Annotated in this window: 24 protein-coding genes and 1 other RNA gene; 9 read left to right on the plus strand and 16 right to left on the minus strand. The window is 49.8% G+C overall.

The genetic code is table 11. The annotated features are described in order from the left end of the window. The first annotated feature begins 193 nt into the window (after nt 1-193). The gene (locus tag SYNPCCP_RS00670) at nt 194-1,048 is read left to right on the plus strand and encodes a universal stress protein (protein WP_010871337.1); all 855 of its coding nucleotides are present in this window, start codon (nt 194-196) and stop codon (nt 1,046-1,048) included. A gap of 108 nt (nt 1,049-1,156) precedes the next feature. On the opposite strand, the gene psbM is transcribed toward SYNPCCP_RS00670, so the two are convergent. Continuing rightward, the gene (psbM, locus tag SYNPCCP_RS00675) at nt 1,157-1,264 is read right to left on the minus strand and encodes a photosystem II reaction center protein PsbM (RefSeq protein WP_010871338.1); all 108 of its coding nucleotides are present in this window, start codon (nt 1,262-1,264) and stop codon (nt 1,157-1,159) included. 148 nt (nt 1,265-1,412) lie between these two features. On the opposite strand from psbM, the gene SYNPCCP_RS00680 reads away from it, so the two are divergent. Further along, entirely contained in the window at nt 1,413-2,327 is a 915-nt protein-coding gene (locus SYNPCCP_RS00680; RefSeq protein WP_010871339.1) for a histone deacetylase, read from the plus strand. Between the two features lie 127 nt (nt 2,328-2,454). On the opposite strand, the gene speB is transcribed toward SYNPCCP_RS00680, so the two are convergent. The 5 genes from speB to SYNPCCP_RS00705 form a co-directional block, all read right to left on the minus strand. Further along, nucleotides 2,455-3,375: an agmatinase gene (speB, locus tag SYNPCCP_RS00685; protein ID WP_010871340.1), complete on the minus strand. Its 921-nt coding sequence runs from the start codon at nt 3,373-3,375 to the stop codon at nt 2,455-2,457. Continuing rightward, nucleotides 3,376-4,116: a peptidylprolyl isomerase gene (locus tag SYNPCCP_RS00690; RefSeq protein ID WP_010871341.1), complete on the minus strand. Its 741-nt coding sequence runs from the start codon at nt 4,114-4,116 to the stop codon at nt 3,376-3,378. Between the two features lie 205 nt (nt 4,117-4,321). Beyond that, complete coding sequence (locus SYNPCCP_RS00695; protein WP_010871342.1) at nt 4,322-4,888, minus strand: photosystem I assembly protein Ycf4; 567 nt, start codon at nt 4,886-4,888, stop codon at nt 4,322-4,324. 138 nt (nt 4,889-5,026) lie between these two features. After that, a complete protein-coding gene (locus SYNPCCP_RS00700) occupies nt 5,027-6,505 on the minus strand; it encodes a GH3 auxin-responsive promoter family protein (RefSeq protein WP_020861369.1) in 1,479 nt (492 codons plus the stop codon). Between the two features lie 81 nt (nt 6,506-6,586). Next, nucleotides 6,587-7,483 (minus strand): amino acid ABC transporter substrate-binding protein, encoded by an 897-nt coding sequence (locus SYNPCCP_RS00705; RefSeq protein ID WP_010871344.1) that lies wholly within the window; start codon nt 7,481-7,483, stop codon nt 6,587-6,589. A 116-nt stretch (nt 7,484-7,599) separates the two neighbouring features. Between SYNPCCP_RS00705 and rnpB the strand changes: the two genes are divergently transcribed. The 6 genes from rnpB to psaK all read left to right on the plus strand — a co-directional run bounded on the left by rnpB (nt 7,600) and on the right by psaK (nt 11,084). Continuing rightward, an RNA gene (gene rnpB / locus SYNPCCP_RS16570) (RNase P RNA component class A) lies at nt 7,600-8,032 on the plus strand. A gap of 22 nt (nt 8,033-8,054) precedes the next feature. Continuing rightward, nucleotides 8,055-8,429 carry a DUF1818 family protein gene (locus SYNPCCP_RS00715; protein WP_010871345.1) on the plus strand — a complete coding sequence of 125 codons (375 nt, stop codon included), beginning with the start codon at nt 8,055-8,057 and terminating at the stop codon, nt 8,427-8,429. A 146-nt stretch (nt 8,430-8,575) separates the two neighbouring features. Next, complete coding sequence (locus SYNPCCP_RS00720; protein ID WP_010871346.1) at nt 8,576-9,112, plus strand: LptA/OstA family protein; 537 nt, start codon at nt 8,576-8,578, stop codon at nt 9,110-9,112. Nucleotides 9,113-9,135: 23 nt separating this feature from the next. After that, entirely contained in the window at nt 9,136-9,894 is a 759-nt protein-coding gene (gene lptB / locus SYNPCCP_RS00725; RefSeq protein ID WP_010871347.1) for an LPS export ABC transporter ATP-binding protein, read from the plus strand. 11 nt (nt 9,895-9,905) lie between these two features. Further along, a complete protein-coding gene (gene cobK, locus SYNPCCP_RS00730; protein WP_010871348.1) occupies nt 9,906-10,691 on the plus strand; it encodes a precorrin-6A reductase in 786 nt (261 codons plus the stop codon). A 132-nt stretch (nt 10,692-10,823) separates the two neighbouring features. Continuing rightward, a complete protein-coding gene (psaK, locus tag SYNPCCP_RS00735; protein WP_010871349.1) occupies nt 10,824-11,084 on the plus strand; it encodes a photosystem I reaction center subunit PsaK in 261 nt (86 codons plus the stop codon). An 89-nt stretch (nt 11,085-11,173) separates the two neighbouring features. On the opposite strand, the gene SYNPCCP_RS00740 is transcribed toward psaK, so the two are convergent. The 5 genes from SYNPCCP_RS00740 to petN all read right to left on the minus strand — a co-directional run bounded on the left by SYNPCCP_RS00740 (nt 11,174) and on the right by petN (nt 14,526). Then, complete coding sequence (locus SYNPCCP_RS00740; RefSeq protein WP_010871350.1) at nt 11,174-11,446, minus strand: hypothetical protein; 273 nt, start codon at nt 11,444-11,446, stop codon at nt 11,174-11,176. Between the two features lie 36 nt (nt 11,447-11,482). After that, the gene (locus tag SYNPCCP_RS00745) at nt 11,483-13,048 is read right to left on the minus strand and encodes an NAD(P)H-quinone oxidoreductase subunit N (protein WP_010871351.1); all 1,566 of its coding nucleotides are present in this window, start codon (nt 13,046-13,048) and stop codon (nt 11,483-11,485) included. Nucleotides 13,049-13,189: 141 nt separating this feature from the next. Then, on the minus strand, nt 13,190-14,170 hold the full coding sequence (locus SYNPCCP_RS00750; RefSeq protein ID WP_010871352.1) for a metallophosphoesterase: 981 nt from the start codon (nt 14,168-14,170) through the stop codon (nt 13,190-13,192). A 74-nt stretch (nt 14,171-14,244) separates the two neighbouring features. Beyond that, complete coding sequence (locus SYNPCCP_RS17385) at nt 14,245-14,394, minus strand: hypothetical protein (RefSeq protein WP_010871353.1); 150 nt, start codon at nt 14,392-14,394, stop codon at nt 14,245-14,247. A gap of 42 nt (nt 14,395-14,436) precedes the next feature. Further along, nucleotides 14,437-14,526 (minus strand): cytochrome b6-f complex subunit PetN, encoded by a 90-nt coding sequence (petN, locus tag SYNPCCP_RS16640; RefSeq protein ID WP_010871354.1) that lies wholly within the window; start codon nt 14,524-14,526, stop codon nt 14,437-14,439. A 164-nt stretch (nt 14,527-14,690) separates the two neighbouring features. Between petN and SYNPCCP_RS00755 the strand changes: the two genes are divergently transcribed. Next, nucleotides 14,691-15,491, plus strand: a complete 801-nt coding sequence (locus SYNPCCP_RS00755) for an RDD family protein (RefSeq protein WP_010871355.1) — start codon at nt 14,691-14,693, stop codon at nt 15,489-15,491. A 29-nt stretch (nt 15,492-15,520) separates the two neighbouring features. On the opposite strand, the gene SYNPCCP_RS00760 is transcribed toward SYNPCCP_RS00755, so the two are convergent. From SYNPCCP_RS00760 to SYNPCCP_RS00780, 5 genes are all read right to left on the minus strand, one after another. After that, nucleotides 15,521-16,075 (minus strand): peroxiredoxin, encoded by a 555-nt coding sequence (locus tag SYNPCCP_RS00760; protein ID WP_010871356.1) that lies wholly within the window; start codon nt 16,073-16,075, stop codon nt 15,521-15,523. 125 nt (nt 16,076-16,200) lie between these two features. Further along, nucleotides 16,201-18,096 carry a glutamine--fructose-6-phosphate transaminase (isomerizing) gene (glmS, locus tag SYNPCCP_RS00765; protein WP_010871357.1) on the minus strand — a complete coding sequence of 632 codons (1,896 nt, stop codon included), beginning with the start codon at nt 18,094-18,096 and terminating at the stop codon, nt 16,201-16,203. Between the two features lie 373 nt (nt 18,097-18,469). Then, nucleotides 18,470-20,254: a diflavin flavoprotein gene (locus SYNPCCP_RS00770; RefSeq protein ID WP_010871358.1), complete on the minus strand. Its 1,785-nt coding sequence runs from the start codon at nt 20,252-20,254 to the stop codon at nt 18,470-18,472. Between the two features lie 49 nt (nt 20,255-20,303). Beyond that, the gene (locus SYNPCCP_RS00775; protein WP_010871359.1) at nt 20,304-20,822 is read right to left on the minus strand and encodes a phosphate-starvation-inducible PsiE family protein; all 519 of its coding nucleotides are present in this window, start codon (nt 20,820-20,822) and stop codon (nt 20,304-20,306) included. 26 nt (nt 20,823-20,848) lie between these two features. Next, nucleotides 20,849-22,585 (minus strand): diflavin flavoprotein, encoded by a 1,737-nt coding sequence (locus SYNPCCP_RS00780; RefSeq protein ID WP_010871360.1) that lies wholly within the window; start codon nt 22,583-22,585, stop codon nt 20,849-20,851. Between the last annotated feature and the right edge of the window lie 41 nt (nt 22,586-22,626).

Consider the following 22,626-nt stretch of genomic DNA (forward strand, 5'->3'; position numbering starts at 1 on the left):
TGGGTATTGGGTTAGGAGTTCCCTAGAACCATGGCCCACCAAGGCTGAGAAAGTCCGCAACAAGTCGTTAAATTTCTGCGCTTGCATTGGCCTTATTCTGAAGGGATAAGGCTTAACCGAGGAGGGCTTGCCGTTATCAATCTCCATGGCACGGTGAGACTCTCCCTGAACCGATTCAAGGAACTCAATTATCATGCTTAGCAAAATTTTATACGCAGATTCTGGCACCAGCCAAACCCAAGAAATGCTCAAGGCCATGATGGACTTTCCGGCGGTGCAAAAGGCATCGATCACGATTTTGCACGTGGTTCCGCCCCAAATTACCACGGAGGCATTCACGGAAAAATGGGCCGAGGGCGGTAAAATCCTGGCGGACTTGTTGGAGGATGTGGCCATCGAACCCAGTAAGGTTTCCACCGTGTTGCGCCAAGGAGACCCCAAGGGAGTGGTGTGTGATGTGGCCAACGAAATTGATGCGGACCTGATTATTATGGGTTCCCGGGGCTTGAAACGGTTGGAAGCCATTCTAGAAAATTCTGTTAGTCAGTATGTATTTCAACTGACCAATCACCCCATGTTGTTGGTGAAGGACGATATTTACGTTAAGCGCATTAAACGGGTCATGGTGGCCCTAGATAAGTCAGCGGCGGCGGAGTATGCGTTGGAACTGGCCCTGGAGCTTTTGCGGGATTATCCAGAAGGGGAATTAATTCTAGCTCGGGTGAACCCCGACCTGAAGCCGGATCTACTACCCCTTTCCCGGCAAGAAATTGAGGAAAACCCCGTCCTAGCTCCGGCGATCGCCAAGGCGAAGCGTTTGGGCATTGCCTATCGTTGCACTGTAACGGGGGGTAAGCCAGGGGAAAAACTATGCGAATTGGCGGAGGATTACAATGCTGACTTGATGCTGTTGGGTTCCCCCGATCGCCGGCCCTCCATTGCCAAGAGTTTGCCAGATTTAGACCGACTATTGGGCACTTCCCTATCGGACTATATTCGGGTCAATGCCCCCTGTCCGGTGTTACTAACTCGCAAAGAAGGGATCTAATTTCAATTAAAGGCGAAATATTTACCCAGGGTTTAACTATCGGCAAAAAAAGGGGCTGGATCAACTCCGCCCCTGACTCTGTTCTGTTTGACAATGGTTAACCAAGGCTTAGCTTTCGCTTTGTTTCCCGGTTTGAATAAACAGGATCAACAGGAAAACCGTTGGCACCAACACAAATAAAATACTTGCTATAAAGCCGAGATTGTTAACTTGCATAGCCTAAACTGCCTCGATCTTAAATTTGGCTCAATACCCTACCTAGAATAGCATTGGTGGGTCATGGCCCTGGGGCAATGGCTGAAGGGCTGGCCAAACTTTTTGCTCCGCCTTCTCCGCCTAATTTTACTATCCACCACCACTTACCATGGTCGCTATTATTTACAGCGCAGAGTTTTTGCGCCACGAAACTGGCCCCACCCACCCCGAGTGTCCGGCCCGACTGACGGCGATCGCCACTGCTTTACGGAAGATGCCCGGAGCGAATTACCTCCATTGGCAAAAGCCTTCCCCGGTGACGTGGAATTTAGATCCATACATCCTCCGATGCCATAGCCAGGAATATTTAAACAAATTGGCGAAATTGGCTGAGCTAGGGGGCGGTTCCCTCGATGCGGATACCCCTGTTTCTCCCCAGAGCTATGATGTAGCCCGCTTGGCGGTGCGGGCCTGGCTAGATGGGGTTGACCATGTCTTAAATCAACGGGAGGCGGTGTTTGTGTTGGCCCGTCCCCCTGGGCACCATGCTATTCGTAACACGGGTATGGGTTTTTGTTTGCTCAACAATGTGGCGATCGCCGCCCATTACGCCTTAACTAGACCAGGGGTGGAGCGGGTAGCCATCTTAGATTGGGATGTACACCATGGCAATGGCACTGAAGCATTGGTGGACCATAACCCCCGGATTTTCTATTGTTCCCTGCACCAATTTCCCTGCTATCCCGGCACAGGGGCCGCTGGCGATCGGGGTCAACACGACAATGTGCTTAATATTCCCCTCAAACCAGGGGGGGATGGCAAAGTTTATCGGGAGGCGTTTGAGCATAAAGTTCTCCCATTTTTACGGCAAGTGAAGCCGGATTTACTCTTGGTGAGTGCTGGTTATGATGCTAACCACTCCGATCCCTTGGCCTATATGAACCTAATTCCGGAGGATTACGGCATGATGACCCATTATCTGATGGAAATATCTCCCTATCCGGTTTTAGGACTGGAAGGGGGCTACCATTTGCCGAGCTTGGCCAAATCCGTGGTGGAAACCCTCAAGCCTTTATTGTTCTAAGGGAGTTTGACCCCGGCAAGGTTTGGAATCCGTGGGGCGAGTTTTGCTCTATCCTCCTTTGGGTCTGTGGAAGACTTTTATTCTTTTTTTCCTAAACTTCAGGGAGATTTTTGACAACAGAGAATAGCTAGAGTTTTTTCCGTTGGGACTCTCCCCAGTAACCCATCAACTTATAGGCTAGTTTAGCGGTAGAAAATTCCGACACCACCGAGCCTCGCACTGGGGCCAGTTCCATCAAGTCGCAACCAATTACTTGCTTGGTTTGAAAAAGACGGCGGAAAAAATTTAACCCTTCATACCAACCTAGCCCCCCCGGTTCAGGGGTGCCGACTCCCGGCATAAACCCCGGATCAAAACCGTCCATATCAATGGTGAGAAAGACTTTTTGTGTGGTGATGCTGGCGATCGCCTCGTTAATCCAATTGGGATTATCGGCCATTTCCCTGGCCCAAAACACAGGAATATTTTTTTCCCGAATCAAATCTGCCTCTTCCTGACAAATGGCCCGAATGGCGATCGGCAGAGTGGGTAAGCCCAATTCCAACACCCGGCGCATTACACAGGCATGGTTATGGCAGGAACCTTCAAATTTGTCCCGCATATCCCCATGGGCATCAATTTGCACCACCGTAAAAGGCTCCGATGTCCCCCTTTGCATAGCCCGCACTACCCCAGTGGTAATGGCATGTTCCCCACCGATCGCCACTACAAATTTACCGTCTTCCACAAAAGGGGCAATGCCGTCACAAACCTCCGTTACCATGGCGTCTCCAGCCAAAGCGGGATGCTTATTGCTGTCCGCCAGGGGAGCGCAGGTGTAAATACCCAAATCATGGCAGGGGGAAGTGCCCAACTCTTCGTCATAGGCTTCCAACTGGTCCGAAGCTTCTAGCACCGCCTCAGGGCCATGCTCACAACCCTTACGGTAGGAAGTAGTTGCCTCATAGGGAATGGGCACCACCACCACAGCGGCATCAGCATAGGAGGTAATGGCTTCCGACTCCAGAAACTGTTTGGGCCCAGAGGTAAATTTATTAGGACTATGCATCTATTTTTCTAAGTTATTTTGCCCTGTAATTACCTTGGCGGACTGAATCTTGTCCCCCTGTTTGATTTTCAGCACTACGTCCATACCCTGGGTGACGTAACCAAACACAGCATAATCACCGTCTAAAAATCCCGTTTCATCGGACAGGGTGAAATAAAACTGGGAAGAAGCGGAGTCTGGCATTTGGGAGCGGGCCATAGCCACAGCGCCGGTTTTGTGGGGCAGCATCACCGGAAATCCAGCTTGATTGCCCAAGGCTCGACTGTAGACCGGGGTTTCTGGTGCATTTTCTACTGCAGGGTCCACCTTAATCTCCAAGGGAATATTGCGGGGACGTTGGGTGTTTTTATCCACATAACCCCCCGTACCGTCACCTTTGGGGTCTCCCCCCTGGGCCACAAAACCATCTACCACCCTGTGGAAAGTTAAACCGTTGTAGAAGCCCTGTTCCACTAAGTCAACAAAGTTACCGGCGGTAATCGGCGCATTTTCCCCATCCACTTCAATGATGATTGGTTGGCCATTAACCATCATTTCCACAGTGGCTTTGCCATTTAAGCGAGGCTTATAGTCTTTATATGGATCCGTTGTTACCTGGGCCACTGGGCTGTTGGTTTCCGTGGGGGAAGGCTCGGCTGAAGAATTGGCAGAGGGCTGATTGCAGGCAGTCAGTAAAATGTTGACGACAAAAAAGATGCCCACAAACCAAGTGGCTCGGCTGATATTCGGTAAAATCCTCATAAAATCTAATCTCCGTAATTGCTAATGGCAACTGCCTTTCATCGTTTATGTAAATTAACCAACTTTAAAGTCCTTGTTAGGAACCTTAGTCCACTTTAGATAACTTTCTAGGGGAAATGGGGACCAATTGAACATAACAAACCCCCGTTTCTGCCCTGAATTTGGTGTTCTTGGTAGTGAAATCTGACAGCACGGGAATGGCAATTTACAAACCTTCTAGGGGTACTCCTAGAAAGCGGGCTAACTCAGCCCCCTGGTTTTCCAATTGGGAGAGCGAAATGGGTTGGCCTGCCCTGGTGAGGGGAATATCTCTTCGCTGTTTGACTTTGAGGTATAGGGAGCGTTTGGGGTTAACGCCTTCTTTAATTTCCGCCTTTACCGCCTGGACATCGGCAATTTTATTGATCAACTCAATGCGGCGGTTTTTGCCGGGGAAGCCCCAACGGAAAATGGTCACTTGCCCGGACTTTTTATTGAATTCGTTGTAACCACTGCCGACGTTTAGAGCCATGGTTAGCCAGAGATAGCCTGCCACTGTGCTGCCGGCCACACCGTAGAAAAGTAGCGCCACACCCTGGGGAATAAACTGCAGTCCGGTGGTGTCACTAACAATCAAAAGATTTTTGCCAAAGTAGCTAGAAAGGCCGGCCAACAGGAAACCGACACCACCAATGGTAGAAATTCCAGCCCAGAAAAAGTTGCTGAAGCGGCGGGCTCCCAATACTTCTTGGCGCAAAACTTGGGAAGATTCTGCGAGCGTCTGTCCACCCATGTATTTCTCTAACAATAATTACAACGAAACTAACCATTGAATTTTACCCCATCAGGGCTAGGGGCTAGGATGATAGGGCGATCACCTTAGGGGAACTGGGGTCTAACCTCTACCAAATTTTGGGAGCTAGGGGACTTTTCAAACGGTCCCAGAAGGAGGAATACGAAGGCAATAACTTTTTTCATCTCCCCAACGCCCCTGGGTTAACCAAGGGGGATAACCATCTGTCATTACTTGCACCGGCCCTAACTGGGCCAATTGTCGAGCCCGACGATAATGAAAACTACGTTGGAGGCCGTTATCCAGTTGCTGGGCCAATGTTGATTCCTCTCCGGCGATCGCCATCATTGCCCCGGAGGATAGGTACAAAACGTAATGGGGCTGGGTTCCTGGGACTGGCACTAGGAAGCAAAGACCAATGTTACCAACTAAGCCAAGATTATTAAGGGTTTCAGCCACAAATTCTTCGGTTAGTTTTTCTCCCACCAAGTCACTCACCCGATCGCCCCTACCCACCAAAGCCAGGCAAGGGGTTTTGGCATACCAATGGGATACCTGCAGGCGATCGCCAAGGCGATAACGGTATAGTCCCCCCAAAGTGGAAATAATTAATTGATAAGTTTGCCCTGTTTGCACTTTGCACAAGTCAACAATGGTGCCATCAGCGGTCATAAATTCCAACACAATTTGGTTCACTAAGGGCACAAATCCCCCAGCTTTAATTAGAGGAATGGTAATGGGAGCTTCCGTGGCCAATAAGCCTTTTCCTTGGATAAATACTCCGGGAAAATAAGTCTGTAAAGCCCTAGCTTGTTCCCCGGCAAATAGTTGATCCCAACAGGAAATTAATTTTAATTTTGGCCAGATTTTTAGCCAATCAATCGGATCTATTTCTAATGCTTTTCGTCTTGTGTCATCCAGGCGATCACCAAGGGCCGTGATCAGGGCGTGACGGTGCTGGGCCATAAACGTTAATTGCACTGTCAAAAAAGTTGGACTCCAAAGGGAAATAATTTCTAAGTCTGGATTTTGCAATAAAGCTAAGGCCAAAGCCCAACGAAAAGCGTCTCCGTCAGGAAAATGATTACCTACCCGTACCAAAAAATGACCACTAAGCCAGCGCAGAGGCCCCGTCAAATAGTCCGTGTCATCAATGCCCCCAGGGCGATCGCCAAGGGTGGGAGAAACACAAGCATAGGTTTTACCTGTGCGAAAATCTGGGCCATGGTGGAGCAGGTCATAGGCCCAAACCGCAAACATGGAGGTAAATGCAGTCAGTAAACCATGGGTGTAGGGAATTTGTTTAATCGCGCCAGAACTGCCCGAAGTTTGTTGCCAATAATGAATTTTTTCGTTGGTAATTATTGATTGTTTAGGTGAGGTTTGCTGTTGTTCTAACCAGGAAAAAAAATCATCATAGCTAACTACGGGAATAGCCGACCAAGGAGAGTCTTTAGTGATCCCCAAAGATTGGCCATAACGGGTGTGAGTTAGGCGCTGAATAATTTTGGTTTTTAACCGCTCTTGTTCAACGTCAGGCTGATGTAATGCGTTATTAAAACTATTAAAGGCTGGTTGCAATAGATACTTGCTAGCCCTTAAAAGGAAATTATGCATTAGGAACTGCTTAATTTGATCATTCCTTCCAATGAAGGGCTGGGGCAAATTAATCCCCACTTTAAGCTTTGCTAATAATTGCTAATAGCTAACAATGGGAATCCACTCAAAACTATCCACAATGCCTTGGTAATAATCGTTGATCGTTTCCCGGGGATAGGGCGCAACGCCAGTTTCTTCATCAAACCAACGCTCGTAAATTTCCACCGCTGCGGTCTGATCGCTGATTACCCCTTCCATATATTTGACTAGACTGTAGTTGACCAAATTGCGCCAGTCAGAATCATCTTTGGGTAATAAACAGGCATAGGCTTCGTACTGATAGGGAAAATTAGGCACCACTTTCCACTGTTGGGGATTATCAGAGGTTTTTTTCAATCCTGCCAAAACAATGCCATCTCCAGCAAAAGCTTCGATTTCTCCAGCTTCAAGCTTGGCCATGCCATCGGCCTGGTCTTTAACTTCAACGATGGTTGCCCCCGGTTGAAAGTCGAGAATAGCTTTTGCATTGGTGGTGTCGGGAATAACCCCGATCGCCCGTCCCGCTAGGGAATCGGCAGATTCTAGATCACTATCCACCCCGGTGATAATTTTGGTACCATCGGCAAAGTAACTGACTGAAAAATCCACCACTGCCGTTCTATTCCAGGTGAAGGTGGAAGAAGCACATTCCAAGTCGATGGTCTGATTGGTAATCAAGTCAAAGCGATTATCGGCGGTGGCTTCCACCATGTTTAACTTGATTGGTTTACCCAGTCTGGCTTCCGCTTCCTGGCGAATCAATTCCAGCAGATCAATGGAAAAACCCACCCATTCCCCTTGGTCGTCAACGTAGGCGAAGGGCACCGCATCCTTTCTAGTGCCGGCATTAATCACCCCCGTTTGTTCAATGCGGTCCAATACCTCCCCTGCCCAACTGGGTAAGCTCGCGGCTCCACTGAGTAATACAGACAAGGCTAAACAGGCAAATTTTTTCATTGGTCAACTCCTAGCACCAATTTCCCAAGACTACGGAGGGGGCAATGAAGTTTCAATTAATTGGGGTCACAAACCACAGCGGCCTATGGCTCTAATCAATGGCACACTAGAAAAAGAGAGTTAGGGAGGGAGTTGCGGATTCCTGTCACAGGGAATCTGAGGAAAGTCCGGGCTTCCCAAAGGCCAAACTTGCTGGGTAACGCCCAGTGCGCGCGAGCGTGAGGACAGTGCCACAGAAAAATACCGCCCTTTTTAGAAAACAGCAACCAGTAAACAGTTAACAGGGTTTTTCTGCTGACTAACTGGTAACTGACCACTGAAAAGGGTAAGGGTGCAAAGGTGCGGTAAGAGCGCACCAGCAGTATCGAGAGGTACTGGCTCGGTAAACCCCGGTTGGAAGCAAGGTCGGAGGGGCAAAGGTTGGTCTTTTTCCTGCCCCATGATTGGTGGAACCGCTTGAGGAATTTGGTAACAAATTTCCCAGATAGATAACTCCCCAAGGGTGCCTCGCATCCTGGAACAGAACCCGGCTTACGACTAACTCTCTTTTTTTGTCCATGGGTCCAGTGGCATGCTGTCAAAAACTATTCATGAAGGGCCTGGTTGGCGCTGGGGCTTTGATCCCAATGCCGAGACTTTTCCTTTTTTGCTGGGGTCAGAGAATTGGGCTTTGGAGTTGACCCAAGATGAGTTTGCCGATTTCCATCGCTTGAGTAGGGAGTTGGCCCAGACCGTCACGGCGATCGCCGACGAGTTAATGGAGGAGGAAAAAATTTGTTGCGAACTGAGTAGTGAATTGGTGTGGTTAGAAATTGAGGGCTATGCCCACGCCTATGAATTGAGGTTTATTTTGTGCCAGGGGCGTAAAGCAGAGGGCGGCTGGCCAGCGGCGATCGTACCGGCATTGTTAAACAGTTTGCAGTCCTTTGACCCAGGGGAAACCTAAACCCACGGTGAACGTCCAAAACCCAGGGGTGGAGGATGGATTTCTGACCTTAGCGACCCAAACAGATTGCCCCAATTCGCTACACTAGCTTTATTGGGTTGACAATCTTCCCCTGCTTTCTTCCCTAAGCTTGCCTGTTAGCGATTATGGTTCGTTTGCTCATGGTATTCCCTCAACGTTTTTCCCCCTCCCATTTGCTATCTCGTCACTGGGGTTGGTTGGCGGTCGCCATGGCCTCCCTAGGGAGCTTGTCTTCCCTGCCCGTCAACGTCAATTCCTCGGTGGTGGCCCAAACGGCCCCTTCTAGTCCCATGACTGTCCGCTCTGATATCCAAGAAGCTAATTCCCAAACCGGGGTGGTGACCGCTAGGGGGAATGTTCAAGTTTACTATCCTGCGCGGAATTTGCAAGCAACGGCGGCCCAGGCCCAATATTTTTCCCAGGAGAGACGTTTAGTCCTTAGTGGCAACGTCTATGTGCTCCAGGACGGCAACAGTATGCGGGCGGAAACCATGACCTATTTAGTGGACGAAGGGCGTTTTGTCGCTAACCCCCAAGCAAATCAACAGGTGGAATCCATTTATCTAGTGGAAGAGTCCCAAAGTCCAGCCGGCCCCGCCCCCACTGGTCCCAATCCTCTCCCCGGTGATACCCTGCCAGATTTGCCGCCCCTGGGTTCTTAGCTGTGGGATACTAACGGCATTCGGTGACAGGCTTTTTAGCGAGAACGGAGATCGTGACCTTAGTTTTAGAAAATATCCATAAACTCTACGGCAAGCGTTGTGTGGTCAATCGGGTCAACGCCCAGGTCGCTCCCGGGGAAATTGTCGGCTTACTCGGGCCCAACGGAGCGGGAAAAACCACCACTTTTTACATTGCCACGGGATTAGTAAAGCCGAATACAGGGCGGGTGTGGCTCCACCAGCGGGACATAACTAATTTACCCCTGAACCAACGGGCCCATCTTGGTTTAGGTTACCTAACTCAACAGGCCAGCGTCTTTCGGCAGTTGAGTGTGCGGGACAACATTCTCTTAGCTTTGGAGCAAACAGGGGTTTCGCCTCCCCTACGGAAACATCGCCTTGAGCAGCTATTGGCCGAGTTTCGCTTAGAAAAAGTGGCCCATACCCAAGGTTCGCAAATTTCTGGGGGAGAACGGCGGCGCACTGAGTTAGCCCGGGCCCTGGCGATCGGGGTGGAAGGACCACAATTTTTGCTTTTAGATGAACCCTTTGCGGGGGTTGACCCCATTGCCGTGGCGGAAATTCAAACTATCATTGCCCAGTTGCGGGAACGAAATATGGGCATTTTAATCACCGACCATAATGTGCGGGAAACCCTAGCCATTACCAACCGGGGTTACATTATGCGGGACGGGCAAATTTTGGCTTCCGGTAGTGCCGGGGAGTTATCGGAAAATCCTTTGGTGCGGCAATATTACTTGGGTGAAAAATTCCAGTTGTAAGCACTTAAATCATGGTGGATAGCCTGGCAACCGTTTGGTTAATTGGTGGAACGGTGGATAGTCGTGCCGTAGCCGAAGGGTTAATTGCCCAGGGAATAAATTGTCTGGTGACAGTCACCACATCGGAGGCCAAGCATTTATATCCGATTCATCAATGTTTGACGGTTCACGTTGGAGCTTTAACCCCACAGGAAATACCGAAATTTCTAAAACGCCATAGCATTGCAGTCATTGTCGATGCGTCCCATCCCTTTGCCGCCCAAATTACTACCACGGTCACGGCGATCGCCAAAGAACAACAAATTCCCTATATCCGATTTGAGCGGCCGCCCCTGGCTTTGGGAAAAAATACCTTAGAAGTACCTGATATTCAGAGTTTAACCAGAGGGAAATATCAGCCTTACTTGAGGGGAAAACGGGTGCTGTTGACCGTTGGAGCCCGCTGGTTAAGCCATTTCAGCCTCCTACAGGATGAAGCAGTTCTATTTGCCCGTATTCTGCCCTATCCCCAAGCCCTAGCCCAGGCGATCGCCGCTGGGTTTACTTCCGACCGTATCATTGCTTTGCGCCCCCCCGTAGCCGAACCATTGGAAAAAGCCCTGTGGCAACAATGGCAAATTCAAGGGGTGGTAACTAAAGCCTCCGGTGCCCAGGGGGGAGAATTGGTTAAGCAAAAAGTGGCGGAAGCGTTGGGGGTAAATCTGATCAGAATTGCCCGTCCCCAGACTATTCCAGGGCAAATAACTGACGATTTAAGCCAGATCAACCAATTTTGCCAAAGACATTTGCCAAGCTAAAAACGAAAATTTGTTAAGTATTGCAACGGTGGTTTCCCAGGGGCAGAGCGTCCCCGTAAGATGAGATTTTTAAAGACCCCCATTAGCGTGGGGCTATCCCTTTAAAAACCGTCTTTATTCTGGAGAATCTCAATGCATAGCTTTTTGTTGGCCACCGCCGTTCCCGCCACCCTGTCCTGGAGCCCTAAAGTTGCTGGGGTGATGATTGCTTGCAACATTTTGGCGATCGCCTTTGGTAAATTGACCATCAAACAACAAAATGTGGGCACCCCCATGCCTTCCTCTAACTTCTTTGGCGGCTTTGGTTTAGGGGCTGTGCTGGGCACCGCTAGCTTTGGCCACATCCTCGGCGCTGGAGTAATTCTGGGGCTAGCCAATATGGGAGTACTTTAAGGCTCGATTCTGAATGGACTAGCTTTTATCCTTTGGGAAAATATCAAAGGCGATCGGGCAATTGAAAGAAAAGCCTGGTCGCTTTTTTGTTAGGGATTAGGGAAAATGCCAAAACGCACCAAGGTGGTAATTATGGCTCCGATGACGGCAAGAATCAACGCCCAAATTTGAGCATTAGCCCGCCCTTTGACATCTTTAACATCATCCTTGACTGTACCTATCTCCATCCTGACCGCAGATAACTCGGTTTTCACCGTTGCCATATCGATCTTAAGAGAAGTTACATCTTTTTGGAGGTCATCGAGTTTGGTCTTAATTTCCCCCAAGATCTCCTTTAAATCGGTTTCTATAGTTACACTCATTGGCTTTTGCCTGCAAAGCAATATTTCCTGATACCCCTAGGGTAAATCATGGGAAATGGCGATCGCCGGAGTTTCTCCTGTTTGCTGGAGGGCTGTCTGCAACATCTTGGTGCTGACCACGGAATCGGTGGCGAGGTTAAAGAGGGGATTAGCCAGAATACCTGCCAGCGAGGTAGCAACCAAAGTAGCGACAATGCCCACCTGTAGGGGACGCATGCCGGGTAAATTCCATTTGATGGCCGGGTAATTTTTGATTACTTCGGACATTTCCTGGGGCTCCTTCACCACCATCATTTTCACCACCCGGATGTAGTAGTAGATGGAAACTACACTGGTAACCAGACCAAGTAGGACTAGGCCATACAATCCCGATTGCCAACCGGCCCAGAAGATGTAAATTTTGCCGAAAAAGCCCGCCAGAGGAGGAATGCCCCCCAAGGATAATAAACAAATGCTCAAGCCCAAGGTTAACAAGGGGTCTTTGTGGTACAGACCAGCGTAATCACTAATTTGGTCACTGCCAGTGCGGAGGGTGAAGAGAATAATGCAACTAAACGCCCCCAGGTTCATAAACAGATAGATGAGCATGTAGAAAACCATGCTGGCGTAACCATCTTCACTGCCGGCCACTAGGCCAATCATCACAAAGCCTGCTTGACCGATGGAAGAGTAGGCCAACATCCGTTTCATGCTGGTTTGGGCTAAAGCCACCACGTTGCCCAGCACCATGCTCAACACGGCCAGAGCGGTGAAAATAACGTGCCACTCATCGGTAATACCACCAAAGGCAGTCACTAGTAATCGGATAGCTACGGCAAAACCGGCCGCCTTAGAGCCCACCGAAAGAAAAGCCACCACCGGGGTGGGAGAACCTTCATAAACGTCGGGGGTCCATTGGTGGAAGGGTACAGCGGAAATTTTAAAGGCAATACCAGCAATGACAAACACCAAGGCGATCGCCAAACCGAGGGATTGACCCACAGTGTCAGCGTTAACTAATTTCTCGGCAATTAATACCAACTGGGTTTCGCCACCGGACAAACCATAGAGGAGGGAAAGACCGTAAAGGAAAATGGCGGAGCTAGAAGCACCAATGAGCAAATATTTCAACGCCGCTTCATTGGAACGGGGGTCCCGCTTCATGTAGCCCGTCATGAGGTAGGAGGAAATACTGAGCATTTCCAGGGAGATGAAAACCATCACCAACTCGTTGGCCGCTGAGAGGAACATGCCCCCCAAGGTAGCCGTGAGCAAAATGGCAATGAATTCCGCCAAGGAAGTCCCCGTTTGTTGCACATAACGCACCGACATTAAAATGGTGACAACGGTGGACAGGGCAATGATAGCCCGGAAAATAATGCTGAGATTATCTCCATTGAAAGCGCCGATGAAACCGATGGGATCCGCCATGGACCAGGAAGTAACTAGCAAACCCACCGATACCAATAAACCGGCGATCGCCAGGTAGGGCAGGGCCAAGGCTACCTTGCGTCCCCCAATCAAATCAACAATTAGCACAAGGAGGAGAGTGACAATAACAATGCCCTCTGGCAAAATTGTCCCCGCATTGAGTTGCGCTGCAACGTTACTAGAAAAGTCCATAGGTACAACCGAGAAATGCTCACGAATAAGCTTAGCGCAGGTTTGCCGCAAAGGAGAATTAGAATGGGTGATGGAATTTATTAGTATTTTCCTGGTTTTGGGCCATGGCAAAGGGCCCCAGTAATGGCATGATTGCCCCCTTTAATGACATAAATCCTTCCCCTGTTCATTGAATTCGTCGGTGTTGGCGGTTAGGAATTGCCAGCGGTAGCTGTTGGATTGGAGTTCCATTTTCAGCACTCCATAAACTCCCATTGCCTGAACTTCACTGTTGGGGCGCACGGTTTTGAAAGGATAAAGACTTTTGCCGCCGGTGCCAATGACAAATTGCCTCAGCCCCTTTTCCCTATCCAATTCACCCTGGGCATTTTGGGGGGCAAATCTTTCGTACAGGTGGTCGTGCCCCGATAGCACCAATTCCGCACCGCCATCGTAGAGGGTCTGCCATAGGTCCGCCATTTGCTTTTGGTTACCGTGCACACCAGAGGAATAAAGGGGGTGGTGCCAATAGGCTAGGGTACAGACTTTGTTGTTTTCGGCTAAATCTTGCCTGAGCCATTCCTGTTGGGCCGATCCCATTTCGCAACCGCCAATGTATTGGCAGTTGGAATTGAGGGCAATAAAATGCCAGTCCCCCTGGTCGTAGCTGTAATAGCCCTTTTGGCGATCGCCGGCTAGTTGGCCAAAATAATCAAAGTAGTCCGCCGCATCTTTGCCGGGGCCGTAATATTCATGGTTACCTGGCACAGGGCGGCTGATGGCATCGAATTTTCCCCAGGTGGGTTGATAGGAAGCTTGGTAATTAGCCAATTCTCCCCGTTCGTACTGGTTATCCCCTAGCGGTAAAACTAGATCAGGATTAGCGCTAGCAACCAAATTAGCTGTGGCGGCCATCTGGCAACGGTCTGCTGTACCTAAACTGTTATTAAAGCCGGGATCTTCGGGGGCACAGGCAATATCTCCCGCCGCCACAATAACCAACCCAGGAGAGGAGCTTTGGGTGGGGGCATCCTTGGCCAGATTAACCGGGACTGGATTTTGGTCAAAGTTGGCAACCAGCAAAAAAGCTATGGTGACCAGGGTAATAAATAACCCAATCACCGGTAAACGGGAAAGACCCATAAGTTATCACAGGGGTGGTGGCACAAGAGGGCAAAATTCCCCCGCGTCCGTAAACTTTTCAACTACTCAAAAAACTAGCGACCCATTTTTTTATCCCGATCCTGCCGACGGCGATCGCGCCATTCCAGGGTGGTGAGGTAGAGAATGCCACCACTAACAAGCACTAGCATCACCAGGGCCGCTAAAAAAAGGGTGTTGAGGACAGGAGTAGGAGTTGCTTCCACGGTATCAAAGACTCTTAAACAACGGGAAATCCAGGTTTAATCCTAGAAGCCGTTCCGACCCCATACCACCATGCTGATGGACCAGGTGAACAGAACTAACACGCTTACCCAACCTAATGTCAAAATGTCCATAGTCTTTTGTTAAATACGCCAATAAAAACAAGCTTTGCCAGCCTTTATCTTACGGCGATCGGGCAAAATTTTAAAGCTTGCCTCAGGGACAAAACGCCCGAGCTAATCTCCCCTGGAACCATCATTGTCTCTATCCCCTTTTTTCTCCCCCAAAGCTAGAAACCATGGCCCTGTTTAACCATTATCAGGTGGAAACCCCCGAAAGCGTAGAATTGGAATTTACTTTGGCGGGCATCGGCAATCGTCTCTATGCGGTGCTGATCGACTATGTCTGTCTGGGAAGCGTTGTTTTAATTTTGCTAATTATTTGGGCGGTGTTGGCCTATAACCTTTCCCTCTACGCCTCCGGGGAATGGCAACTCTGGCTCACCGCTATCCAAATTTTCCTCATTTTTGCGGTTTATGTGGGTTATTTTGTCTTTTTTGAAACCCTCTGGCAGGGTCAAACCCCCGGTAAACGCAGGGCTAAAATTCGGGTAATTCGGGGAGATGGCCGCCCCGTTGGCTTACAGGAAGCTAGTTTAAGAGCTCTGTTCCGCCCCATTGATGATTTTCTTTACATCGGCGCTTTATTAATCATTTTTGGCCGGCGGGAAAAACGCATTGGAGATTTACTGGCGGGGACTTTAGTGATTCGGGAAAGTCGGGATCAAAGAGGCGATCGCCTAAAACTGCAACAACCGGAGCAAGCGAAGATTCTCGCCGCTGAGTTAGCACAATGCCCTGGTTTAGAAAGAATTACAGCAGACCATTGGTTAGTGATCCGGGATTATTTACTCCGACGGGGAGATTTACTACCCAAGGCCAGGCAACAGGCGGAGAAAAGGTTAGCCAAACAGGTACAAGAACGTCTGCGTCTCACCGCTCCCTCGGCCGATAATCCCCCCGAAGTTTTGCTAGAAGCAGTTTATCTTGCCTGCCAAGACCGCCAAACAACCCTGACTAAGCCCAAGTTTGAATTGTAAAGTTTTTGAAAATGCCGTAACACTGGCAATTAGGCTTGTAATTCTGCCAACCGGGCCAAAACTTCTTCACTGTGGGTGGCGGGTCTCACTCCCAGAAATCTTTCCCGCAAAATACCCTCGGGATCGATGACGTAGGTGTGTCGTAGGGCCATGCCACTGAGCCAAGAGCCATAGGTCTTGATTACTGCCCCGTCGGAGTCCGCCAGCAGGGGAAACTTAAGCCCTTCCGCATCACAAAAAGCTTCATGGGAGTCTAAGTCGTCCACACTTACCCCAATTACCTGGGCATTGAGAGCTTGATATTTGGTCAAATCCCGCTGGAAACGCTGGGCCTCCAAGGTACAACCGGGGGTAAAGTCCTGGGGATAGAAATATAAAACCACCCATTGACCCCGGTAATCTGTCAAATTAACTTCCCCTTCTCCGGTGGTGCTGGGCAGGGTGAACAGGGGCGCAGGTTGATCCAACTCTGGTTGGATACCCCCCAGGGCATAGGTGGGTAAGTCTGCCAATCCTAGCCATAAACCTAGGGTTAAAAGTAGGGCAATGATAGTTTTTGGCCAGGAGAATTTTTTGCTTGTCATAGGGGATGTTTTAAACTTGCTACACCGAGTTACCGGCGAGAATAAATTGCTTTACCTGTTATTGTTCCACAGCTTTTTGGGGACAGCAGGCTGCTGTTATTGACCTGCAACAACCCAGGGGCCAACTACTCCACGGTGACGGACTTAGCCAAATTACGGGGTTGATCCACGTCTAACCCCCGGCGGGCGGCAATATGGTAGGACAAAAGTTGCAGGGGAATCACTGCCACAATAGGGGAAAGCATTTCCTCCACGTGGGGCACTAACAATAAATCATCGAACACAGAACGGGCCTGGCTGTCGTCCATGGGAGTAACCCCGATGAGCCTGGCATCCCTGGCTTTGGCTTCCTGGGCATTAGAAATTACCTTGTCATGCACTGAACCCGGCATGGCGATCGCCACCACTGGGACTTTGGCATCCAGGAGGGCAATGGGGCCGTGTTTCATTTCCCCGGCGGGGTAACCTTCTGCATGGATATAACTAATTTCCTTGAGTTTTAAAGCTCCCTCCAGCGCAATGGGAAAATTGATGCCCCGACCAAGGAAAATAAAGTCTTGGGTTTCGGCAAATTCATGGGCTAGGGCTTCAATAGCACTACCCTGTTGTTCCAAAATGGTTTCAATTTGGGCGGGTAATTGTCGCAGACCAACCATGATGTGTTCTATGGCTTCCAAGCTCAGGCTGTGTCGCTGAAAGGCAATGTCCAGGGCGAGAAAATAAAAGGCCAACACTTGGGCCACAAAGGTTTTGGTGGCGGCCACCCCAATTTCAATGCCAGCGTGGGTATTAATAATCTCATTAACCATGGTAGCCAAGGTACTTTCCGGACGGTTGGTAATGCCCAAAATCAGGGGTTTATAGTCGTCTTCCAAAGTTAAGCGCCGTTGTTTTTCCATTTCCAGGGCGGCCAAAGTATCCGCCGTTTCCCCCGACTGAGTCACGCCAATGGTGAGGGTGTGGGGCGTCAGGGGAGGGGCCGCATAGCGAAATTCCGAAGCGTAATGCACTGTGGTGGGAATGCCGGCCAATTGCTCTAGTAAATATTTCCCCACCAGACCCGCATGCCAACTAGTACCACAGGCCAGAACTTGAATATGTTGGAGATTTTTGGTCAACTGGGGGTCTAAACCCAGGAATACGGGACTATGGCTAGGATGGTCGGCGGCCCGCCATTGTTCATTGAGATAAGTTGCTAAACAAGTGCGGACAACGGCTGGTTGCTCGTAGATTTCCTTGAGCATAAAGTGCCGAAAGCCCTGTTTTTCAACGGTGGTGGCGCTCCAATCGAGGGTGCGGGGTAATTTTCTCACCCTTTTCAGGTTAAAGTCGTAAACTTCTACCCCCAGGGGCGTTAACCTGGCAATTTCTCCATTCTCCAAAGAAAGTACTGTGGTGGTGTGGTGCACTAAGGCTGTCACATCGGACGCACAAAAGAATTCCCCCTGGCCAAAGCCCAGAATTAAGGGTGCTTGCTGTCGGGCCACAATTAGTTGCTCTGGACAATGGGCATCTAAAACGGCGATCGCAAAGGCTCCCTCTAGCTGATGTACGGCCTTGCCAATGGCTTCCAGTAGAGCTTCGTCTGGATCATCACTGGGCAAATCCTTAAGGATGTCGGCAATCAAAATCGGAATGACCTCGGTATCCGTCTCCGAATAAAACTGGTAACCCTTTTCCTTTAACTGATCCCTCAGGGTTTGATAATTTTCGATGATGCCATTCTGCACAACGGCGATGCGTTGCTGGTTATCCAAGTGGGGGTGGGCGTTATGCTCCTCCGGTTTACCGTGGGTGGCCCAACGGGTATGTCCAATGCCCAGGCGGGAAAAGTTGCTGTGGTTTTCTAGCTTTTCCTTGAGGTTAAATAGTTTGCCCTTAGCCCGCACCGACTCAATTTTTCCTTCGGTGACCGTAGCAATGCCGGCGGAGTCATAACCTCTGTATTCTAAGCGTTCTAGCCCTTCAATGAGGATATTTACTGCCGTTTGGGTGCCGATGTAACCAACGATGCCACACATGGAGATTCCCCAATGATAGTGAAGATGATCAAATTGCCCTCCAGTTTAGCTTTTTCCTTCTGCCCAATGACAAATCTATCGCCCCCCATGGCAATTAGCTGGGTATGGTAATGGGCTTTCGGGAGGAACTTGGCACAGGGGCGGACTATATCCCCAAAACTGACGTCAGCATGGCATTGGGGGATTTAGGAATTGCTAACCTATGACCATAAACAGAAACACCGTTTTGCTCAGTTTAAAGCTGTTCTCACTTCCCACCCTGATGTCTGCCATAGCCAAGACGGCGATCGCCATCATTAGAAGCGTAAAGAAGTCCGAGATGGAAACTCAAGGTTAGAAACTGCTAGCGAGTTGATCACAACCATGACAGCGCCTAATATTGTCCCCCCGATTTGCGGTGTCGTATGGCAGTGATGCCGTTGGGTTGTAACACTTGTCCGGCCTGAACTGTTGCATAAACCAGGACATGATCGCCTATATTCGACCAAGATTGGACGAGGCATTCAAGATAAGCCAGCGCCTCCGCTAGAATCAGACAGCCATTCTGGGTTGAATAATGTTCCAATCTGCTGAAGGGATTATCCCCATCTTTCGGCAGGGGCTGGTGATCAAAATGACGCCGTACACTCCTACCTTCCTGCAGAAGATTGAGCACAAAAGCCTTATTTTGTCCGGCCAAACCGTAGGCATCAAATTCGCCCGGAATTGCGAGCATAATGCCAGGGGGAGTGAAGCTGGCTTGGGAAACCCAGGAGGTCAAAATCCCTTGATGGCGGCCAGTTGTTTGGGTTGTAACCACACCAATGGAGCCGATAATACGTCCCACTGCCTGCTGAGTGCGGTCAGCCTGGGTTTCGGTAGTGGCTTGACGGGCAATCCTCTGACGCTTGTGGGTACGGAGTTGCCGCGCGAAATTTGCGCCAGAGGTTGTGCAAACATCTAGGGCATCGAGATTGGGACTGAATTGGATGCGGATGGCCTCAAAGCCGAAGCGATAGCCGCCATCTTTTAGCTTATTTTCAATCAAATCAATAGCTTCACCGCTCCAGCCATAGGAACCAAAGACTCCGGCCAATTTAGTTTTGGTTGCGGAAGATAAAACAATCCCTAATGCCGTTTGGATTTGAACGGGGGCATGGCTCCCCAGGGTAGGAGAACCGACAATAAAACCATCACAGGCCTGAATTGCTTCGACAATTTCGTTTGGTTCTGCGATTTCACAGTTAATTGTTTCGACGGCAACACCGGCCTTGACTAATCCTTGGGCGATCGCCCGGGCCATGGTTGCTGTATTGCCATAGGCGGAAGCATAGATCAATGCTACTTTGAGGGTCTGGCTAGGTTGTTGTTGACACCATTGGCGATAATCACTGTACAGACGACTAAGGCTAAAACGAACCAAGGGGCCATGGCCAGGGGCAATCATTTTCAGCGTTAACGGATCAAACTGATCCAGTGCTGTTTCGACCTGTCTAGTTTGGGGAGCATGCAAACAATCAAAGTAAAAACGGCGATCGCCGCCTAATTGTCGCCAGTCCTCATCAAAAATGGCATCGCCACAAACATGCGTGCCAAACAACTTGTCACTAAAAAGAATCTGGCTACCTGCATCGTAGGCACATAAACCGTCAGGCCAGCGGGGGGTAGGCAAGGTCATCAACTGGAGCTTATGGCCCCGGCCCAAATCCAGCATGTCCTGGGACCGCACGGTCTGGAATCTTTCTTCCCAATGGGGAAAGGTGGCTTTAAGCACCTTCGCCGCAGGACGAGAACAAATAAGCTTGGCCTTGGTTGCCCGACGCAGTAATTGCTCCAGGGTAACCATGCGATTGGGATTAACATGGCTTGCAACAATGTAGTCAAGCTGGGCTAAATCCAAATATTTGGGTAATTCCGCTAGATACAAATCACAAAATGACTCTCCCGGAGGATCAATCAATGCCGTATGGTCGGCCTGAATCAGATAGGAATTAGAAGTAGTGCCCCGACGGCGACCATATTCCACCTCAAATTTAAGTCGATCCCAGAGGCGAGACCGTAACACTTTGGTTTGAGGGGCAATTTCCGCAACCTGAATATCCCGAGGCAGGGAAGCAACGAAAATTGAATCTGACGGACTATGCAAAGCTTGGGAAAGACCACCAATTGGAGAAATCATGGATTTAACCTCGAATAAAGACAAGAGGGAGCGGGGATGGTCAAGATAATCAAATTGATGGGGACTCCTTACCAGACTGACGAATTTGATGGCGGCGGGAGATTTCCCGTTCAGGATCGACCCCTTCAAACGTGGGGGGTAACCAAACCCGCACTACGAGCAAAACACCCAGAATGAGCAGAAATGAACAAGCTGCCAGCACTTGCTCCCAAGGCACTTCCAGAACGCCCCGGACAATAATTTCTCTTAGAACCGAAACAATTGAGACTTCCACTGCAACTCCGATGGAAACCCGGTGTTCCTGCAGATAAATAATCAGCAATCGAAACAGTTCCACTAAAATCAGCAGAAATAAAATGTCGGCGGTGACCCGGGGAAAATCCAGGGGAGGAAAAAGGGAGACAAACATTTCCCGCAACTGCATCACCATAAAACTGAACAGGCCGACGCAAAGGGAAATCACAATAAAGTCCTGCACCGTTTCCAGTAGACGCACCACCACGGCACGACTGAAATATAGGAGAGTAGGCTTTGCGTCCGAATCCACATTGGTTGAGAGGAGTTGCATGAGAAAATCCCAGGTAGAAGGTGAACTTAGTAGTGGTTGCCCAGTTTGCGGTGGTGAGTGGCGGTTAGGGCATTCAATTTGGCGACTCGTCCAGTTTGTATGGTGCTGTAGACCAACCAATGGTCATTGCCATCAAGACGGGAGGTAACCTCACATTCCAGATAAGCTAGGGTTTCCAACAGGATCGGAGAACCGTTCTGGGCAGGATAGGTGTTAACTCCGGCAAAGCGGTCTGCCCCTGGGGGAAAACGGAGGAGGAAATGGCGCATGAGGCTTTGATAGTTGTCCTCTTCCAGCACATTGAGCACGAAAGTATCGCCGGGATGGAGTAATGATTCGATCGCCCGGTCTTTGGCCACTGCAATGACAATGCCCAGGGGTTCAAAGCTGCCTTGAATCACCCAGGAAGCTAACATGGCACTCCGCACATCTCCCTTTTGAGCGGTTAAAATATACAGTCCAGTGCTGAGGCGACCGATCGCCTGATTGAGTTCTGGATCAAGGTCTGTATTTGCCTGCTGGGATTGTTTCTGGGTGAGGTACTGGCCCAGATCGGTACCCGCTTCACGGCAAAGCTGATCCGTGGCGGCCGTTGGTTCGGTCTTGAGCAAAATTGGCTCAAAGGCTTCTTGCAAACCCAATTCCTGGAAGCGATTGCGGAGGGGGTAAATGGGCTCATCCTGTCCTCCCCCGCTTTCAAACAGGCCGATAACTTGTTTGGGATGTACCGCCGCTAAAATGGTGCCCAACAAAGGGTCTAGGGTGGTTGAAGTGGAAGATTGGGGAGGCATACCAACCACCAGGCCTGCCGCACATTGGGCCAGGGTACGAACCTCGTGGGTATCCGCCACACTTAGATCGACTAGTTCAATGGCCACACCGGTTTTACTGATGCCATCGGCAATGGTCTGCACCAGGCGATCGCTCACCCCATACCCATCTACATAAAATAGGGCCACAAAGGTTTCAGCTTTGACCTGGTTTTGACTCCAGGCATCGTACTGTCCAAGCCAATGGGAAATGTGATGTTGCAATAGCGGCCCATGGCCCGTTGCCACTAGAACAACCTGCAGCGGTGCAATGCGTTTTAATGCCATCAACACCGAGCGGGCATTGGAGCCCATCAAGCAATTGTAATAGTATTGGAAATCAGGTTCGAGTCGTTCTGGCGTTTCATCGAAAAGGGAATCATCGCAATAGTGCATGCCAAAAACATCGCAGGTATAGAGTACCTGGGTACCCGAGTCATAGGTCAAAATTGTGTCGGGCCAATGCAAATTGGGCGCTGAAATAAATTGCAACTCATGGCCCTGGCCCAAATCCAGGCTGTGGCCACTTTTGACAATCTGTGACTCAAAAGGTCGGTGTACGAGCTTTTCCAAGAATTGGATGGCCACCTTGGAGCCCACCACCGTCACCTGGGGGGCCAGTTCTAAGAGGTCTGGAATCAGTCCACTGTGGTCTGGTTCTGTATGATTGACGATCAAATAGTCGAGACTTCTGAGATCAACTAGATCCTGCAACAGTTGCAAGTAGACGGCCTCAAACTTGCGATGGGACGTGTCGATGAGGGCCGTTTTTTCCCCTCGGATTAAAAATGAGTTGTAGGTTGTGCCATGGCGTAACTCAAACTCAATATCAAAGCGATCCCGATCCCAGTCAAGGCAACGAATCGCTGTGGTGTGGGCTGCAATGTCCGCGGTTTGGAGTGTTAAGCGGGGCTGGACAGCAGCAGAGGTTGGAGAATCAATTAGGGTAACCATAGAAAACTTTGTGGTTTTTCAAGCAAGTTCGCTGCTGACTT

It is taken from the genome of Synechocystis sp. PCC 6803 substr. PCC-P, from assembly GCF_000284455.1.
Lineage (GTDB): Bacteria > Cyanobacteriota > Cyanobacteriia > Cyanobacteriales > Microcystaceae > Synechocystis.

Bases quoted from the DNA above. Each gene is read 5' to 3' on its own strand.
- SYNPCCP_RS00670 (WP_010871337.1), top strand. From the start codon at position 194: ATGCTTAGCAAAATTTTATACGCAGATTCTGGCACCAGCCAAACCCAA.
- psbM (WP_010871338.1), bottom strand. From the start codon at position 1,264: ATGCAAGTTAACAATCTCGGCTTTATAGCAAGTATTTTATTTGTGTTG.
- SYNPCCP_RS00680 (WP_010871339.1), top strand. From the start codon at position 1,413: ATGGTCGCTATTATTTACAGCGCAGAGTTTTTGCGCCACGAAACTGGC.
- speB (WP_010871340.1), bottom strand. From the start codon at position 3,375: ATGCATAGTCCTAATAAATTTACCTCTGGGCCCAAACAGTTTCTGGAG.
- SYNPCCP_RS00690 (WP_010871341.1), bottom strand. From the start codon at position 4,116: ATGAGGATTTTACCGAATATCAGCCGAGCCACTTGGTTTGTGGGCATC.
- SYNPCCP_RS00695 (WP_010871342.1), bottom strand. From the start codon at position 4,888: ATGGGTGGACAGACGCTCGCAGAATCTTCCCAAGTTTTGCGCCAAGAA.
- SYNPCCP_RS00700 (WP_020861369.1), bottom strand. From the start codon at position 6,505: ATGCATAATTTCCTTTTAAGGGCTAGCAAGTATCTATTGCAACCAGCC.
- SYNPCCP_RS00705 (WP_010871344.1), bottom strand. From the start codon at position 7,483: ATGAAAAAATTTGCCTGTTTAGCCTTGTCTGTATTACTCAGTGGAGCC.
- SYNPCCP_RS00715 (WP_010871345.1), top strand. From the start codon at position 8,055: ATGCTGTCAAAAACTATTCATGAAGGGCCTGGTTGGCGCTGGGGCTTT.
- SYNPCCP_RS00720 (WP_010871346.1), top strand. From the start codon at position 8,576: ATGGTTCGTTTGCTCATGGTATTCCCTCAACGTTTTTCCCCCTCCCAT.
- cobK (WP_010871348.1), top strand. From the start codon at position 9,906: ATGGTGGATAGCCTGGCAACCGTTTGGTTAATTGGTGGAACGGTGGAT.
- psaK (WP_010871349.1), top strand. From the start codon at position 10,824: ATGCATAGCTTTTTGTTGGCCACCGCCGTTCCCGCCACCCTGTCCTGG.
- SYNPCCP_RS00740 (WP_010871350.1), bottom strand. From the start codon at position 11,446: ATGAGTGTAACTATAGAAACCGATTTAAAGGAGATCTTGGGGGAAATT.
- SYNPCCP_RS00745 (WP_010871351.1), bottom strand. From the start codon at position 13,048: ATGGACTTTTCTAGTAACGTTGCAGCGCAACTCAATGCGGGGACAATT.
- SYNPCCP_RS00750 (WP_010871352.1), bottom strand. From the start codon at position 14,170: ATGGGTCTTTCCCGTTTACCGGTGATTGGGTTATTTATTACCCTGGTC.
- petN (WP_010871354.1), bottom strand. From the start codon at position 14,526: ATGGACATTTTGACATTAGGTTGGGTAAGCGTGTTAGTTCTGTTCACC.
- SYNPCCP_RS00755 (WP_010871355.1), top strand. From the start codon at position 14,691: ATGGCCCTGTTTAACCATTATCAGGTGGAAACCCCCGAAAGCGTAGAA.
- SYNPCCP_RS00760 (WP_010871356.1), bottom strand. From the start codon at position 16,075: ATGACAAGCAAAAAATTCTCCTGGCCAAAAACTATCATTGCCCTACTT.
- glmS (WP_010871357.1), bottom strand. From the start codon at position 18,096: ATGTGTGGCATCGTTGGTTACATCGGCACCCAAACGGCAGTAAATATC.
- SYNPCCP_RS00770 (WP_010871358.1), bottom strand. From the start codon at position 20,254: ATGATTTCTCCAATTGGTGGTCTTTCCCAAGCTTTGCATAGTCCGTCA.
- SYNPCCP_RS00775 (WP_010871359.1), bottom strand. From the start codon at position 20,822: ATGCAACTCCTCTCAACCAATGTGGATTCGGACGCAAAGCCTACTCTC.
- SYNPCCP_RS00780 (WP_010871360.1), bottom strand. From the start codon at position 22,585: ATGGTTACCCTAATTGATTCTCCAACCTCTGCTGCTGTCCAGCCCCGC.